Below are 16322 nucleotides of genomic sequence, written 5' to 3'. Positions count from 1 at the left end.
GCGGGGTACCCGCCTCACGCCAGCAGCGCTTCCTTCTTCAGCAGCTTCTTGGCGAGCGTGGTGTAGGACCACTCGCCCTCCTCGTCGACGAGGCCCTTCTGGAGCAGCTTGCTCAGCTTGGGACCGATTTCGCTCGAGTGACCGACGAGGTGGTTCTCCGCGCTCACCTTGCCGATGGCGTCCTCGCGGTCATCCGCCACGACGAGCCGGGCCGTCAGCGTGTCGGCGTAGGTCGAGTAGTCGCTGTAGTACGTCCACGCGACGCCCTGGACCTTGAAGGCGCCGAGGACGACGACCTCGCCGTGCACGAGCAGGTTGCCCGCCTGGAGCGCGCCGCCGACGAAGAGCAGCGAGTAGTCGAAGCCCTCGTGGATGATGCTGCCTTCGACGACCAGGTTGCCCGCGACGAGCAGCCGCCCCTGGTCCTCGAGCACCAGGTTGCCCTTCACCACGAGGCCGCCGCCCACGCGCCGGTCCTCGCCCTCGCAGATGCGCAGGTCGCCCGACACCTGCTCGACGGTGTCGGTGGGTGTCAGCTTCGTCTTGAGCGCCGCCCGCTTGGAGGCCGAGCCGGCCTTGTCATGCAACGAGGCTTCCTGCAGCAACGTATCGAAGAGCTTCATGGAGCCAGGGTAGAAGTCCGCGGCCCGGGTGACGAGGACAATGTCTTCGGCGGACTGCCTGGACGGACGTGGGAGCGCCGACTCCCTGTATAGTGGGGGCTCGGCCGGGAAAACCGTGGTGAGGTCCATGTGTCAGTGACCAGGGCTGTGCGCTGGGCGCCCCTCCAACAGGTGCTGCTCGCCTGCGTGCTCGTCTTCGCGGGGACGGGTTCGGCGCAGACGACGGAGGACCGGGCCTATGTCGGCATCACCGTCGCGCGGGGGACCCGCATCGGTTCGCAGGGCGGGCGACTGGACGAACGACATCAGCTGGATTTGCGCCTGCCGCTTCCTCCCCTCTTCCTGGGGAAGACGGTGCTGGTGCCCTCGTTCGGGTACGAGACGCGCTTCATGGGGCTCGAGCGACGCGGCCCGCTCGCGGACGTGTCCGAGGAGGACCTGAGCCGGCGCTTCCATCGCTTCAGCCTGGGGCTCACGGTGATTCGTCCGCTGGCGCCCCGGTGGATGCTCATCTCGGGCGTGTCCGCGAATCCGCGCACGGACTTCAAGAGCTCGTTCGACGTGGGGCTGGACACGTCGTGGGCGGGCTTCGCCATGGCGAACTACCTGATTGGCGGAGACCCGGACGTGCGGCTCACCTTCGGGCTCGTCGCCCTCTATCCGTTCGACGCCACGCCCGTCATCCCCATGGCGGCCTTCACCTATCGCAAGGGCGCGTACATCCTGGAGCTGGGCCTGCCCCGGCTCACCGCGATGCTCAAGGTGGGCGACGGTCTGGAGCTGGGCCTCAGCGCCATGTTCGACCAGCAGGTGTTCCGCACGCGCCTGCCCGAGGGCAGCCAGGACCTGGCGGCCCGCTACGTGCGGGAGACGGCGCTGCGCGCGGGCCCCACGGTGAACACGCGATTGGGCGGCAGCAGCCTGTGGTTGAGCACTTCGCTGGGGCTCGACTTCCTGAACGACTACGCGCTGCTCGACAGGAACCGGGACCGGGTGGAGCTGGGGATGCTCCAGTCCACGGGCCCGGCGCCCTACCTGCGGGTGTCGCTCGGGTGGCGGCCCCCGAAGCGGGTCGCGGCCACCTCGCGTCCGGCCGCGAACAGCCTGTCGGGGGTGCCGCCGTCGAAGGGCAGCACGCCTCCGCTCATCCGATGAAGGGCGTGAGCGCCTTCACCCAGACGACGACGGCGGCGGCGCCCGCATCCGGGACACCGAGCGCGCGGCTCCCCAGGTAGCTGGCGCGCCCCAGGCGGGGCTGCATGCGCGAGGTGGCGTCGGCGCCCTGCTCCGCCTCGCGCACGCACGCGGCCCAGGCGTAGGCGGGTGCCTGTCCCGCCTTCAGCGCCTGGGCGAAGGTGTCCGCCGCGGGACGGAGCGCATCCAGCATGGTGCGGTCTCCGGGCCTGGCGCCGCCGAGGTTCGCCACGGCGTCGACGGCGAGGACGAACGCCTCCGCCCAGGCCGGCGCATCCACGGGCCCTTCCGACAAGCGGCGCGCGGCGCGCAGCAGCGCCGTGGCATAGAACGGCCCGGAGCTTCCGCCGATGGCGCGGCGCAGGGCCTCACCGATGGAGGTGAGGGCTCGCGAGGGACTCGTCCACGAGGACTCGGGGAGCGCGCGGATGGCCGCGGCGCCGCGCGACAGGCTGATGCCCAGGTCGCCATCTCCCGCCGCGCTGTCGAGCTCCGTCAGGCGCGACTCGCTCGCCTCGAAAGCGGACGCCACCGCGAGCGCCGCCGCGTGGACCTTCTCCATCCCCGGTGGCTTCGCGGCGGGGGCCGAGGACACGGAGGGCGCGGCGGTGACGGGCCTGGGCGCACGCTCCGGAGCGAGCCGCCCTTCCCCGCCCCATGCGGGCGCGGACGTCTTCGCGTCCAGCCGGGTCAGCAGGGTGTCGTCGACCTTCAACAGCGACAACGAGCAGCCGGGCATCTCCAGCGCGGAGAGGAACGTCCCGCTCCAGGCCCGCTCGACGCGAAGGCCTCGTTCGCGCAGGACGGCCAGCGCACGGCGCGTGACGATGGCGAGCTCCATCGGCGGCGTGCCACCGAGTCCATTGACGAGCAACGCCACGCGCGCGCCCGAGGTCAGACGGCGGTCCTCGACGATGGCGGCGAGCAGCGTCTCCACCAGCGCGTCCGCGGACTGGAGCTCAGCGCGCAGAACGCCCTGCTCACCGTGGATGCCCAGGCCCAGTTCGATCTCCTCGTCGCCGAGGGTGAAGCCGGGGCGCCCCGCCGCGGGCACTGTGCAGGGCCCGAGCGCGACGCCCATGGTGCCCAGCTCCGCCGATGCGGCCTGGGCCTCGCGGAGCACGTCCGACAGGGGAAGTCCGGCGGCGGCCGCTGCGCCCGCGACCTTGTGCACGAGCACGGTGCCGGCGATGCCGCGACGGCGCGAGGGCTCCACGGTGTCGCGCAGGGCGACATCATCGGCCACCACCACGACCTCCACGGGAATGCCCTCGGCGCGGGCCAGCTCCGCGGCGAGGCCGAAGTTGAGCCGGTCTCCGGTGTAGTTCTTCACCACGAGCAACGAGCCCGCGGGGCCGGACACCGCGCGGATGGCGGTGAGCACGGCGTCGGTGCTGGGCGAGGTGAACACGTCACCGGCCACGGCCGCGTCCAGCATGCCCGCGCCCACGTAGCCGGCGTGAGCAGGCTCATGGCCACTGCCGCCGCCGGAGATGACGGACACCTTGCGCTGTCGGGGGTCCTCGGGCGTGTCGCTCCGGATGACCACCGTCTCGTCATCGAGCAACACCTGTCCTGGAGCGAGCGCGACGAATCCCTCCAGCATCTGCCTCACGACGGCCTTGGGCTCATTGACGAGCTTCTTCACCGGTTCCCGCTCCTTGGCGACCTGTGCTGTCCAGGGGCGGGAGTAAACCACGCGCGTGGCGCGCGGGTGCCGGGGACCCGCGGGCGACGGACCGGAATCGTCCGTCAGCGGGCACGTCACCCTCGTGCGCGAAGCGCTCGCACAGGACACACAGGCGACGGACCGGGCTCGTCCGTCAGCGGGAACGTCATCCTCGCGCGTGACGCGCTCGCACAGGACACACAGGCGACGGACCGGGCTCGTCCGTCAGCGGGAACGTCACCCTCGCACGTGACGCGCACTGAGGACACGCGAGCCAAGGACCGGAATCGTCCATCACCGGGCGCGTCACTCACGCATAGGACCCACACATGTGCCGAGGACTCGCGGGCCCCGGACCGGAGTCATCCGTCGGAGGTCACCTCACGAGCATCTCGCCACCGGCGAGGTACTGCTTCGACCGGAACCACTCGCCTCGAGACCTCGCTCAACGCTCCTCGCGCGCCCATGCTTCGCGGAGCTGGGCAACCCTCCTCGCGACGTCGACCTCCGCGGAGCTGCGAGCCAGTGCCTCGGCCTCGTCCAGGCAGACCTGGGCTCGGGCGACCTGCCCCGAGCGCCGATGCACCTCCGCCAGGGCAAGCAACAGGAGCGGCTCGCGCTCCGCCGCAACGGCAAGGGCCTCCTCGTAGTAGCGCACCGCCTGTGGCAGCCTCCCAGCCTCCTCACAGAGCAGCCCCGCCGTCCTCGGCAGGAGCGAGGTGTTGGCGGGGCGCTCCGCCATGGAGCGGGTGCGCCCCAACGCAGCTTCCAGGCACGAGATGGCCTCGTCAATCCTGCCCGCCCGCGCGAGCTCGGACGCGAGGCGCAGGGGATGTTCATCACCCATGATGCGATTCCTCCCAGGTGCGAGAGCAGACACCCGGAGGTGTCGCTCACGCCAGTCTCTTGCCCTGCACGAACTCCAGGCCCAGGGGGTTGCCGCGGTAGTGGACGGGGTCCAGGAGCACCTTCTCGATGCGCCAGCCCTCGGCCGTCTTCACCACGTCATGCGTGTAGCGCGCGACGATGGTCCACTCCTGCTGCACGCCACCGAGCGTGAAGTAGTGGGCCACCTCCGCGTAGGCCATCACCTGGGCCTGCGTCTCGTTCTTGAAGTGGATGCGGATGGTCGTCGCCGTGGCGTGCTGGACGCGGCTGAAGGCGCTCACCGCCACCCGGCCGTACTCGGCGGCCTGCTCGCGGGTGATGTGGATGGGCTCGCCGCCCATGAAGCGGCTGTAGTCCGCGGTGAGCTGGGGCGTGAAGACGTTCGCCCACCGACTCCAGTCCCCGGTGTCCTTGCCGAAGTCGATGGCCTGCCCGTACTCCGCCACCAGCTCCTGGATGGCAATCCAATCCAATACATACTGCGTGTCTTTTTCGCGCATGGACGGGAACTCTAGGCTCAGCCCGTCAGCCTGGGAATACACGCTGAATTGCCAACAAGCGGCTCAGGGAGGAGGGAGGATTCCCGGAAGCTTCCAGTGGAGCAGGATGGCGAGCGTCCTCAATCCGAAACAGACGGCCGCGCCCACGCTCGCGGCGAGCACGGCGGAGGCGCCCAGCCTGCGCGCCAGGAGCAACGCGCCCGCGCCCGACAGCGCCGCCACCGCGTAGACATCCGCGCGCAGCACCAGGGGGACGCGCGCGAGCAGCACGTCCCGAATCGTCCCCCCGCCCGCGCCGGTGATGGCGCCCAGGAGCATGGCCGCCAGCGCAGTGGCCTTCAGCGAGAGGGCCTTGCCCGCGCCCGTCACCGTGAAGAGCGCGAGCCCCGCCGCATCCAGGATGAGCAGCGGCGTCACGGGCACGTGCCCCAAAGGGCCACTCAGCAGCATCACCAGCGCGCCTCCGCCGAAGGCCGTGGCCGCGTAGCGCCAATCCTGGAGGGCCAGCGGCGGCACCGCGCCGAGCAGCACGTCCCGCACCATGCCTCCGCCCAGCGCGGTGGCGAAGGCGAGCACCAGGATGCCGAGCACGTCCAGGCCCGCGCGCGCCGCCGTCAGCCCTCCCTCGATGGCGAAGACGAAGGTGCCCGCGAGGTCTCCCGCTGTCAGCAGCGCACGCGACATCCCACGCGTGGGTGACCTCTCCATCGATGCTGGCCGCATCCCATCCCCCTGGAGCTCCGGGTCTGACGCAGCGCCCGCATCGATTCAACGCGACACGGGTGACGGAGGACGTCTTCTGAACAGCACGGCACCGCGGGCTGTCAGCCGCCGAGCGACTCCTGTTGCGTCTCGTCCTCCGGCGGCGCCTGCACCACCGTGAGGATGGGACGCGAGTCCACGAGTGACGGCGTGAAGAGCGAGGGCTGCCCCGGGTCGTCGAACACGGTGGAGAAGTCCAGCGGCGTCAGGCCCCGCTCCAGGCGCGCGGCGAAGGTGTCCTTCAAGAGCCGCACGTAGTACTCGACGTCGTAGTCCCGCGGGTCCTCGGCGCCCTGCGCGGACACCTCCTCCACGTCATCCGGCTCCGGCTCGGGCAGCAGGCCCGCGCGCCCGCCCACCGCGCGGTAGATGCGCACGCGCTCACCCGCCGCCCACGACGTCCTGCCCGCGGTGAGCATCGCCTCGTACGCCAGCTCGCGCCTGCGCTCACGCACCGCCGCGTACTGCGCGGAGTCCTTCGTCAGCCGCACGTGCGCCGCCACCTCCGTCGTCGGCACCCGCCGCCTGCGCAGCGCCATCACCGTGTCCACGTACACGTCCCGCACGCCCGCCACGTCTCCCGCCAACAGACACCGCAAGGCCTTGCGCAGAAACGCCTCGCCGAACGGCTCCGCGCGGCTGGAGCGGAAGGCCACACCCTTGAGGTGGAGCGTCCCGTCATGCGACTGCAGCGCGTAGTTCTTCGGTTCGTGCGACAACATCGCCGCATAGCGCCCGTCGAACTCCAGCTGCACCCGGCGAGGCAACAGCGCGGCCACCTCCGCCACCACCCGCCGCTCGTCCTCCTCGCGCCAGTCCTCCGGCACCGCGAAGTACACGCCGTCCGTGTCCGCCTCCAACAACGTCACGCCCCGCCGCGCGAGTTCCCGACACAGGAGCGCCAGCACCGCGCGCCCGCGCCGCGTCACCTCGTTCGCCGCGTGCACGTCCGAGAAGCGCGTCAACCCCACCGCGCCCATGTACCCATAGGCCGAGTTGACGATGATCTTCATCGCCGACGACAGCGCGTCGTTCTCGTGCCGCTCCGTGGAGCCCGCGGGCGCCGCCCGGGCCCGCTTCTTCGCCGCCAGCCGCTGGTCCACCAGCCGGTCCACCATCGACAACAACGCCCCCAACCTGTCCCGCTTCGGCCCGATGCGGTACTCGCGCATCAACGACGGATACAGGCTGGCCACGTCCGCCTTCACCACCCGCCGCGCCACCCCCGTGGCGAACAGGTGCAGCGCCGCCCCGCTGTGCGCCGTGCCATCCCCGCCCTCGTGCGCCGGAATCGCCGCCCCCGAACGCAGGTACGCCCGCACCAGCAACGGGTCCAACACCCCCGTGGCCGGCCCCGCGTCCGCCAGGCGCTCGTACCGGCGCGGCGCCATGCGCGCCAGGGCGAACGCCGCCCCGCCCAACAGCCGCGCCACGCCCTCCGCCTCCGCCACGTCGTCCCGCGCGTAGCGCCGCACCCGCTCCGGGTCCGTCTTGAAGACCTCGTGCACCCGCGCCCCGGGGATGTACTCACGCGCCGGGCCCGCGATGCCGAAGTGCCGCGCCACCACCTTGAGCCCATGCCCCGGCAAATCCCGCGCCGAGAAGTCGTGCCGCAGCACCGCGTCCAACGTGTCGATGAACTCGCGCCCCGGCACCGTGTACCGCGCGCGCCGCATCGAATCCGCGTTGCGCTCCGCCCCCCGCCCCAACGCCGAGCCCCGCGCGGACGGACGGTGCCGCAGGCCCGGTGAGCCCGCGCGCCCCAACGCCAGCGGCACATCCAGCCGCCGCGCGCGCCGCGCGACGAAGGGCAGGTCGAACCCATGCAGGTTGTGGTTCTCGATGACGTCCGGGTCCCACTGGCGCACCCGCTCGACGAACCGGCGCAGCAGGTCCGCCTCCGCCGCGTCACCGTCCCCGTGCGCCTCCAGCACGTCCGTGTCCCCGCGCGGCCCCCGCATCGCGATGAGGAAGATGCGGTCCTTGCCCGGGTCCAGCCCCGTCGTCTCCAAGTCGAACTGGAGCCGGTGCAGCGACTCGAAGGAGAGCCCCCGGAAGTACGTCCGCCCGGACGCCGTGAGGTACTGCTCCTCCGGCGGCAGCGACAGCACCGTCTCCGCGCTCAGGTCCCGCAGGTTCGCGAACGGCCGCCCCAGCCGCCGCGACGCGCCCTGCAACACGTCCGATGCGAGCGCGCGCCCGTCCTCCGCGCGAATCAGGAAGCGCAGCGCCCCCGGCCCCGACAGCTCCTGGTACGTCACCCGACGCGGCGCGGGCCCCTCACGCTCCGGTCGCAGCCGCGGCCCCAGGTGCTCCAGGTCCTCCAGGTTCGACAGCACCAGCCACGGCCGGAAGCGCACGTCCTCGCGCACCAGCGCCCCCGACTCCGGGAGCCTGCGCCACACGAAGGCGCGGCCGTCGGGCTCCGCCCACACCGAGACGATGCCCGGCGTCGCGTCCCAGCCCCACAGCCATTCGTCCTCCACCATGCCCGCCATCATGCCCCACACCTTGCCGCTCCCGGGTGTCAGCGGTATGTCAGGAAACCCACGCCATGCAACGCACCGAGCGACTCTTCGCACTCGCCGAGTACCTCCGGGGCCGCCGCACCGGCGTCACCGCCGAGACGCTCGCCGAGCGCTTCGGCGTCACCATCCGCACCATCTACCGCGACCTCGACACGTTGCGCGCCGCGTCAATGCCGGTGGCGGCGGAGCGGGGACGGGGCGGCGGCTACGCGTTGGACCGCAGCTACAGCCTGCCGCCGGTGAACTTCACCGCGCGCGAGGCGGCGCTGCTGGTGGCGCTGGGACGCTTCGCCATCGACATGCGGCTGATGCCCTTCGCGGGCACGCTCGAGTCGGCGTTGGACAAGGTGCGCGCCGCGCTCTCCACGTCCGCGCAGCGCGAGCTGCTCGACCGGCTCAAGGAGCTGAGCTTCCTGGGCGTGCCGTCGCTGCCGAGCAAGCCCGCCGTCCGAGCGGCCATCGAGCGCGCCTGGTTCGAGCAACAGCCGCTGCGCCTGACGTATGTGGACGGCAACTTCCTGGAGACCACGCGCGAGGTGCGCATCCTCTCCGTCGTGATGGACCGACACGAGACACGCCTGGATACCCAGGACATGCAGAGCGGCGCGCGGCGCCCCTTCCGGTTGGACCGCATCGTCCACGCCGAGGTGCTGCGCGCCTTCGAGCCCTGAATTCCCCGCGCGCCAACGGCCATGCCGCACCGCATCAAAGGCAGACAACGAACATCGGTGACGTGAAGGGTCGAACAGGAGCGCAATCGGGATACCATCCGCGTCCCCCAACCCAACCCCCACGACACGCGCCTTGGAGGCGAGCCGATGGAGAAGCCCTGGTTGAAGCACTATCCGCCTGGAGTTCCGGCGGAGATCGATGACCGTCAGTACCCGACGCTGACGCACCTGCTGGAGGAGGCCTTCACGAAGTACGCGGACCGGCCGGCCTTCAAATGCATGGGCAAGGTCATCACGTACCGTGAGCTGGACGCGCTGTCGCGCCGGGTCGGCGCGTGGCTGCAGTCGCGCGGGCTGGAGCGTGGGGCGACCATCGCCATCATGATGCCCAACGTGTTGCAGTATCCGGTGTGTATCGCCGCCATCCTGCGCGCGGGCTACATCGTGGTGAACGTCAACCCGCTCTACACGCCGCGCGAGCTGGAGTACCAGCTCAAGGACAGCGGAGCCCAGGCCATCTTCATCCTGGAGAACTTCGCCACCACGCTGCAGCAGGTGCTGGACAAGACGCCGGTGCGCCACGTCGTGGTCGCGACGATGGGAGACCTGCTCGGTGGCCTGAAGGGCACGCTGGTCAACTTCGTGGTGCGCAAGGTCAAGAAGATGGTGCCCGCGTACGAACTGCCGCGCGCGGTCAGCTTCAAGCAGGTGCTGTCGGAGGGGGGCTCGCGCACGCTGACGCCGGCCACCACGACGCGCGACGACATCGCCTTCCTCCAGTACACGGGCGGGACGACGGGCGTGTCGAAGGGCGCCATGCTGCTGCACCGCAACGTCATCGCCAACCTGCTGCAGGTGGAGGCGTGGCTGGCGCCGGCGCAGAAGGGGCGCAACATCGACCAGGTGAACATCGTCTGCGCGCTGCCGATGTATCACATCTTCGCGCTCACCGTGTGCGGGCTGATGGGCATCCGCATGGGCGCGATGAACATCCTCATCCCCAACCCGCGCGACATCCCGGCGTTCATCAAGACGCTGTCGGAGCAGCCCTTCCACATCCTGCCGGCCGTCAACACGCTCTACAACGCGCTGGTCAACCACCCCGAGTTCGCCAAGCTGGACTTCTCCCACCTGATGGTCTCCAACGGTGGCGGCATGGCGGTGCAGAAGGCGGTGGCGGACAAGTGGTTCGCGCTCACGCGCGTGCCGCTCATCGAGGGCTACGGCCTGTCGGAGACGTCCCCGGTCGCCACGAGCAACACGCCCGTCGCCACCGAGTACTCGGGCACCATCGGCCTGCCCGTGCCGGGCACGGAGATCGCCATCCGCGACGAGGACGGCAAGGACGTCCCGATGGGCGAGTCGGGCGAAATCTGCATCCGCGGTCCGCAGGTGATGGCGGGCTACTGGAACCGTCCGGACGAGACGGCGAAGGTGATGTTCCCGGACGGCTTCTTCCGCTCGGGCGACATCGGCATCATGGATGAGCGCGGCCACACCCGCATCGTCGACCGCAAGAAGGACATGATTCTCGTGTCCGGCTTCAACGTGTACCCCAACGAGGTCGAGGGCGTGGTGGCCATGCACCCCGGCGTGCTGGAGGTGGCCGCGGTGGGCATCCCGGACGAGCACTCGGGCGAGGTGGTGAAGCTCTTCATCGTGAAGAAGGACCCGTCGCTCACCGAGGCGCAGATCATGGACTTCTGCCGCGAGCAGCTCACCGGCTACAAGCGGCCCAAGTCCATCGAGTTCCGCACGGAGCTGCCGAAGACGAACGTCGGCAAGATCCTCCGCCGCGAGCTGCGCGAGAAGAAGGTCGCCTGATTCAGGCGGCGCGCCGCTCGTCACGGCGGCCCGGGGCATGCTGGGGCCCCGGGCCGCCGGAAGAGGCGCGCTAACGGGACGCTGACGCCTCTACCCGGGGCGTCAGCCTCCGGAAGTTGTCCCCGCGCTCCCGCTCGATTCGCAGGAAGCCCGGGTCCACGCCCACGTACGCGGGGCGCTCCTCCACGATGAAGGCCACCTCCGTGGACGGGCCCTGGAAGCGGTGGCGCTCCACGCGCAGCGGGACGTCCTCCACGACGCCGTCACGCGGCGAGCCACGGTAGACCGCGAGCTCGAGCACCTCGTCCATGGGCAAGGGCACGTCCTCGCTCCCGCGCCGCGCGTGCTTGGCCGTGGCCACGCGCGCCCTCACCCGGAAGCGCCCGTCCTCCAGCGCCTCCACGGTGGCCGACTCCACCTTCAAGTCGTAGAGGACGACCTCCTTCATCCACTGGTCGATGAGGACGCGCTGCTCGGCGGACGCCTGGGCGTGCAGCGCGGCCAGCAAGTCCAACGTCGTCAGCGTGTTCTCACGCGTCTGCGAGGCCAGCAGGTGGCGCAGCGCCGCGTCCAGCCGCGATTCGCCCAGCAGGTCGCGCAGCGCGTTCATCACCAGCGCGCCCTTGCCGTAGTAGAGGTAGGACTGGCCCGCGCCCTTGTAGAGCGGCGGCTCGGCCTCCGCCTCCTCGCCCCGGCCGGAGAGATAGCGGTCCCTGTCGAACGCGAGCACGGGCAGGAGCGAGCGCTCACCGTCCTGTCCCGCCAGCACCCGCTGCTCGGCGTACTTCGTCAGGGACTCCACCAGCATCGTCGCGCCCTCGACGGGAGCCGGGTCCAGCAGGTGGCCCCACCACTGGTGGGCGACCTCGTGCGCCGTGCGCCGCGTCACCAGGTCCACCGCGTCGTCCTCGCGCCCCATGTCCGTGAGGAAGCCCCGGTCCTCCACGAAGTAGATGACCTGCCGCAGGGCCAGCGCGCCGAAGTCCCAGTACGAAGGAATCTCCACCACGCGCAGCTGCGCGTCCGGGTAGCGCTGGAAGCGCGCGCCGAAGTCGTCCAGCGAGCGTGTCATCGCCGCCTGGATGGCCTTCACGTTGTAGGGGTGCGACGGGTGGTAGTACACCTCCACGTCCACGCCCTGGTGCCGCGTCCGCTCCACCGCGTAGCGCGCGGAGACGATGGCGAACATCGGCGTCATCGGCCGCGCCTCCACGAAGTGGAAGTGGCGCCGGCCCGCCTCGGTCCACTCGCGTCGCAGCGCACCCGGCGCGACCGCCGTCTGGTCCCAGTCCGTGGACACGGTGAGGTCCAGCGTGTGCCAGCCCTGCTCCACCGGCGCGGGCACGGCGCCGCGCTCGTCCAGCCTCGGCAGCCTCGGCTGCTCCGGCAGGCCCCGCGCCCGCCGCTCGGCCGCGTTGCCCAGCTCATACGTGCGGCGGTAGCCCAGCGAGGGGAACACCTCCGTGTTGCGCAGGAAGGTGCCATTCTCCACCAGCGCCAGCGCGAAGTCCGTCGCCCTCACGCCCCGCTCCTCCCGGGTGACGTCGAACGACAGCTCGGACACACCACCCGGTGGCAGCGCGGGCGACAGCGCGAAGCGGACCATGCCGAAGCGCTCGTCGTGGGACACCTGCTCCGCGCCGCGCAGCGCCAGCGACACGGGCCGCGCGGACCGGGGCACCGCGACCCACAGCATGTCGATGGGCTCCTGAGTACGGTTCTCCAGCCGGTAGCTGCCCGTGACGCGGTAGCGCGCCTCCTGGGGGAAGAGGTCCACCTTCGCCGTCACCGCGGTGATGCTCGGCACCGGGAACGCCTCGTGCACCTTGTACGTGCGCTCGTACGCCTCCTTCCAGTCGCGTGAGGCCTCGCGCGACTCGTACGTCCCCTGGAGCACCGTGTCGCGCAGGATGACACCCCCCATCAGCACCAGCACGCCCCCAGCGACGCCCGCCGCGAGCCACCCGCCCCTGCCCCACCGCGCCGGCAGACTCCGCAGGCGCGCGAGCAGGCAGAAGCCCAGGCCGCGCCGCCACAGGCCCCAGGTGACGAGCGCCAGCACCACGGCGAAGGCGCTCCAGTACACCATGAAGGCGGTGAACGAGCCCGCCATGGGCCCCAGCCCGTTGAGGTCCGTGTGCACCACGCCCGGCGCCGCCGCGAAGCGCGTCAGCGGATGCTCCAGGCCCCAGCCCGCGCCCTGGCTCGAGACGATGGCCAGGGCCAGGCTCAGCACCATGCCGACATACCGATGCGGGCTCACCGCCTGCAGGAACAGCACCGCCACCGCGAAGAGCACCAGCGGCAGCCCCGCGAAGTAGAACGAGGACAGGTACAGCCCCGGCTCCAGCGCCGTCACGCCCCGCGACAGCTGGAACGCCATGCCCAGCAGGATGGGCGCCCCCGTCAGCACGCCCACCAGCGCCACCAACGCCAGCAGCTTGGAGGCGACGAACACCGCGCTCGACACGGGCGTCGCGTCGAGCAGCGCGTCGAAGCGCGCCATGCGCTCGCGCCACGCCAGCTCCGCGCCGAAGTAGATGAGCACCAACGTGCCCAGCTGCGACAGGGGCGTCCAGAGGTGCTCCACCACCCGGCCCGTGGTGGGGATGCGAAGGGTGCCGTACTCGCCCCGGCCCGCGCCCGTCACGACCTCCATGCCGACGATGAAGAGCCACAGCACCAGCAGCGCCAGGAACGGCCAGCTTCCGAGCACGTGCCGCAGCTCCAGCCGCGTCGCGGAGACGAGCGCCGCCCACCAGGAAGCCTCACGCACCTCGACGGGCCGGTACGTGGACGGCGCCCCACGGGAGAGCTCATCCGCGCTCGCGTCGGGCCGGCGCTTCACCGCGGACTTGCGGAAGGAGAAGCGCGCGTGCACCCAGCCCAGCACACACGCCGCGACGCCCAGCCACAGCAGCCGGTTCCACAGCAGGTGGCCCTCCAGCGCGAAGAGGCGGGTGTTGCGCTCGGCCTCGGTCCAGTAGCGCGTCTGCTCGAAGAAGGCGGACAGGCCGAACGGGTCCAGCAGCGCGGCGCGCGCCAGGGCCTCCGGCGTCTGGGGCGACGTCCCCGCCATCAGCGGCGAGTCCGCCCACATGGAGCCCACCACGTACACCGCGTAGACGAGGATGCCGCCCACGTACGTCGCCAGCGTGCTGCGCGACAGCGCGGAGACGGCGAACAGCAGCGACGCGGCGAAGACGATGTTGGGCAGCACCAGCACGACGAGCGGCCACAGGTAGCGGCCCACGCCCACCGGCCCCACCCGCTCGGGCGCGAGCGACACCAGGAAGGGCGCCGCCATCAGCGCGAGCGTCGCCACGCCGAACACCGCGAGCGTCGCCAGCGTCGCGCCCAGGAACCGGCCCAGCAGGTAGTCCCGCTTGCGCACGGACGTGGTGTAGATGAGCTCCGTCATGCCGTGCTCGGCGTCGCGCTGCACGGTGTTCGCGCAGAAGATGCCCAGCACGAAGAGCGACGTCAGCGACAACAACCCCAGGGACTGCGCCACGCTGTGCGGCGAATTGACGTGGAGGTTGTCCCCCCCGTAGCCGGTGGAGACGAAGAGGAACGCGAGCGCGACGAAGGCCGCCGCCGCCGCGAAGAAGACGGCCTGGCGCGTCTGGTGGCGCCACTCGAAGTGGAGGATTCCGCCGAGCATGCCCGCCTCCCTCACGCCGCGCGCCGGGCGGACAGCGTGGAGAAGTAGACGTCCTCGAGGTCCGGAGCCACCGGCTCGAAGCCCTCCTCCGGTCGCGCGTCCGCCAGCACGTGCACGCGCGTGCGCCCCGCCCTCAGCTGCGTGGACAGCACCGGGAAGTCCGCGCGGTAGCGCTCCACCGCCGCCTTCTCCACCGTCTTGCGCCACACCCGCCCCTCCAGGGACGCCACCAGCGCCTCGGGCGCGCCCTCGCACAGCACCCGCCCCTCCGACAGGATGGCCATGCGCGGGCACAGCTGGCGCACGTCCTCGACGATGTGCGTGGAGAGCAGCACGACGACGTTCTCCCCCACCTCGCCCAGCAGGTTGTGGAAGCGCTGGCGCTCCTCCGGGTCCAGGCCCGCGGTGGGCTCGTCCACGATGAGCAGCCGGGGGTCGCCCAGCAGCGCCTGGGCGATGCCGAAGCGCTGCCGCATGCCGCCGGAGAAGCCGCTGACGGCCTTCTTGCGGTGGGCGTACAGGTTCGTCAGGTGCAGCAGCGCGTCCACCTGCTCACGGCGCGCCTTCGCGTGCGACAGGCCCTTGAGCAGGCCCAGGTGGTCCAACAGCTCCACCGCGCTCACGCCCGGGTACACGCCGAAGTCCTGGGGCAGGTAGCCCAGGTGACGGCGGTGCGCCTCCGGGTGGGCGAGCACATCCAGCCCGTCGAACGTCACCTGCCCCGCGTCCGGCGCCTGCAGCGTCGCGAGGATGCGCATCAGCGAGGACTTGCCGGCGCCGTTGGGCCCGAGCAGGCCGAACAGCCCCCGCTCGATGTCCAGGTCGATGCCGCGCAGGGCCTGGACGCCGTTGGGGTAGGACTTGGAGACAGCGGAGATTCGCAGCATGGGGCGCCGGAGGAAGCGTTGGGGAGGACCTCCCACCTACGCTCCCACCCCACGTGCGATTGCACGGCCGCGCGGGCGAGCGGCGCGCTTTCAGTCCAGCGCGCGGACGTTGGCGGCCTGCAGCCCCTTGGGGCCCTTGGTGACGTCGAACTCCACCTTCTGCCCGTCCCGCAGGGTGCGGTGCCCCTCCGACTGGATGGCGGTGTGGTGGCAGAACACGTCGGCGCCCCCATCGTCCTGCGCGATGAAGCCAAAGCCCTTCGAGTCGTTGAACCACTTCACGGTACCCGTCGCCATACTCGGCATCCTCCCTGTCGCGACGTCGGACGTCGCCGCGTGCCCGGAACGTGGCACGGGAGTGGACGCGTAGCCCACACCCGGAGGGCGTGTCGACGGGGCGAGGGGGCGATCATCCACCAGTGAGCGATTGCCCCCAGGACGCTTCAGCTCCGGACACGACAAGGCCCACCACGAAGACGCGTGGTGGGCCTCGATGGGGAGACCACGACTCAGTACTCCACTTGCGGCTGCGGCCCCGGAACGATGTCCGCGATGTCGGGGTCCACGTCGCCAGGCTGGCGGGGTCCCTTCTCGGCCTTCAGGCGCTTGCGCTCCTCGCGCTTGACGTCCTTCTCCTGCTGATGCTGCTTGCGCGCCTGCTCCTTCTGGCGCTTCGTCGACCTTCCTTGCATGCCGCCTCCCTCCTGAAAGTAAAGGCCCGGCCCCTCGCGAGGAGACCGGGCCACGGGTTACCAGGCGACGCGCTCAGATGGGACGAACGTTGGACGCCTGCAGCCCCTTGGGGCCCTTCGTAACCTCGAACTCCACCTTCTGACCCTCGGCCAGGGTCCGGAACCCGTCCGCCTGGATGGCGGTGTGGTGGCAGAACACGTCAGGGCCGCCATTGTCCTGCGCGATGAAGCCAAAGCCCTTCGCGTCGTTGAACCACTTCACGGAACCAGTCGCCATATGCGTCTTCTTTCTTCTCGCGGCATCCAAGGCCGCCCTGCCCCCCGAACCTGGGGAGCGGAACTGCCCTTAGCCTGATAGGAGGCCCCTGTCATCTCCCGGGTGACCTCGAAAAAACCCACCGACCCCAACCCCGCGCGGAA

The 16322-nt window shown here is 70.9% G+C and carries 14 protein-coding genes; 3 read left to right on the top strand and 11 right to left on the bottom strand.

Annotated elements, in window-relative coordinates; translation table 11 throughout:
- Positions 1-14 precede the first annotated feature (14 nt).
- Positions 15-623: a hypothetical protein gene (locus K8640_RS16885; RefSeq protein ID WP_223747944.1), complete on the bottom strand. Its 609-nt coding sequence runs from the start codon at positions 621-623 to the stop codon at positions 15-17.
- A gap of 135 nt (positions 624-758) precedes the next feature.
- Here K8640_RS16885 and K8640_RS16880 point away from each other — a divergent pair, with 135 nt between their 5' ends.
- Complete coding sequence (locus K8640_RS16880; RefSeq protein WP_223747943.1) at positions 759-1778, top strand: DUF6268 family outer membrane beta-barrel protein; 1020 nt, start codon at positions 759-761, stop codon at positions 1776-1778.
- Here the strand turns inward: K8640_RS16880 and K8640_RS16875 are convergent.
- The 5 genes from K8640_RS16875 to K8640_RS16855 all read right to left on the bottom strand — a co-directional run bounded on the left by K8640_RS16875 (position 1768) and on the right by K8640_RS16855 (position 8137).
- Positions 1768-3465, bottom strand: a complete 1698-nt coding sequence (locus tag K8640_RS16875) for a dihydroxyacetone kinase family protein (RefSeq protein ID WP_223747942.1) — start codon at positions 3463-3465, stop codon at positions 1768-1770. The two genes, K8640_RS16880 and K8640_RS16875, sit on opposite strands and share 11 nt — an antisense overlap.
- Before the next feature lie 466 nt (positions 3466-3931).
- Complete coding sequence (locus K8640_RS16870; protein ID WP_223747941.1) at positions 3932-4333, bottom strand: tetratricopeptide repeat protein; 402 nt, start codon at positions 4331-4333, stop codon at positions 3932-3934.
- Between the two features lie 46 nt (positions 4334-4379).
- Positions 4380-4874 (bottom strand): nuclear transport factor 2 family protein, encoded by a 495-nt coding sequence (locus tag K8640_RS16865; protein ID WP_223747940.1) that lies wholly within the window; start codon positions 4872-4874, stop codon positions 4380-4382.
- A 63-nt stretch (positions 4875-4937) separates the two neighbouring features.
- Positions 4938-5558, bottom strand: a complete 621-nt coding sequence (locus tag K8640_RS16860) for a trimeric intracellular cation channel family protein (RefSeq protein ID WP_223747939.1) — start codon at positions 5556-5558, stop codon at positions 4938-4940.
- Positions 5559-5698: 140 nt separating this feature from the next.
- The gene (locus tag K8640_RS16855; RefSeq protein WP_223747938.1) at positions 5699-8137 is read right to left on the bottom strand and encodes a DNA polymerase domain-containing protein; all 2439 of its coding nucleotides are present in this window, start codon (positions 8135-8137) and stop codon (positions 5699-5701) included.
- 53 nt (positions 8138-8190) lie between these two features.
- Here K8640_RS16855 and K8640_RS16850 point away from each other — a divergent pair, with 53 nt between their 5' ends.
- Entirely contained in the window at positions 8191-8835 is a 645-nt protein-coding gene (locus tag K8640_RS16850) for a YafY family protein (protein WP_141332990.1), read from the top strand.
- Positions 8836-8982: 147 nt separating this feature from the next.
- On the top strand, positions 8983-10659 hold the full coding sequence (locus K8640_RS16845; protein ID WP_223747937.1) for a long-chain fatty acid--CoA ligase: 1677 nt from the start codon (positions 8983-8985) through the stop codon (positions 10657-10659).
- Positions 10660-10729: 70 nt separating this feature from the next.
- Here the strand turns inward: K8640_RS16845 and K8640_RS16840 are convergent, their stop codons facing one another.
- The 5 genes from K8640_RS16840 to K8640_RS16820 form a co-directional block, all read right to left on the bottom strand.
- A complete protein-coding gene (locus K8640_RS16840; RefSeq protein WP_223747936.1) occupies positions 10730-14323 on the bottom strand; it encodes a M1 family aminopeptidase in 3594 nt (1197 codons plus the stop codon).
- A gap of 11 nt (positions 14324-14334) precedes the next feature.
- Entirely contained in the window at positions 14335-15210 is an 876-nt protein-coding gene (locus tag K8640_RS16835) for an ABC transporter ATP-binding protein (RefSeq protein ID WP_223747935.1), read from the bottom strand.
- Positions 15211-15300: 90 nt separating this feature from the next.
- Complete coding sequence (locus K8640_RS16830) at positions 15301-15507, bottom strand: cold-shock protein (protein WP_141332413.1); 207 nt, start codon at positions 15505-15507, stop codon at positions 15301-15303.
- A 212-nt stretch (positions 15508-15719) separates the two neighbouring features.
- Positions 15720-15902, bottom strand: coding sequence for a hypothetical protein (locus tag K8640_RS16825; RefSeq protein ID WP_141332412.1), 183 nt, complete (start codon positions 15900-15902; stop codon positions 15720-15722).
- Positions 15903-15975: 73 nt separating this feature from the next.
- On the bottom strand, positions 15976-16179 hold the full coding sequence (locus tag K8640_RS16820; RefSeq protein ID WP_141332411.1) for a cold-shock protein: 204 nt from the start codon (positions 16177-16179) through the stop codon (positions 15976-15978).
- Positions 16180-16322 lie beyond the last annotated feature (143 nt).

Origin of the sequence: Myxococcus sp. XM-1-1-1, assembly GCF_020037095.1 — a bacterium.
Taxonomy (GTDB): Bacteria; Myxococcota; Myxococcia; order Myxococcales; family Myxococcaceae; genus Myxococcus; species Myxococcus fulvus.
Note: the sequence above shows the minus strand (reverse complement) of the source record. Positions and strands in the feature narration are given on the sequence as shown.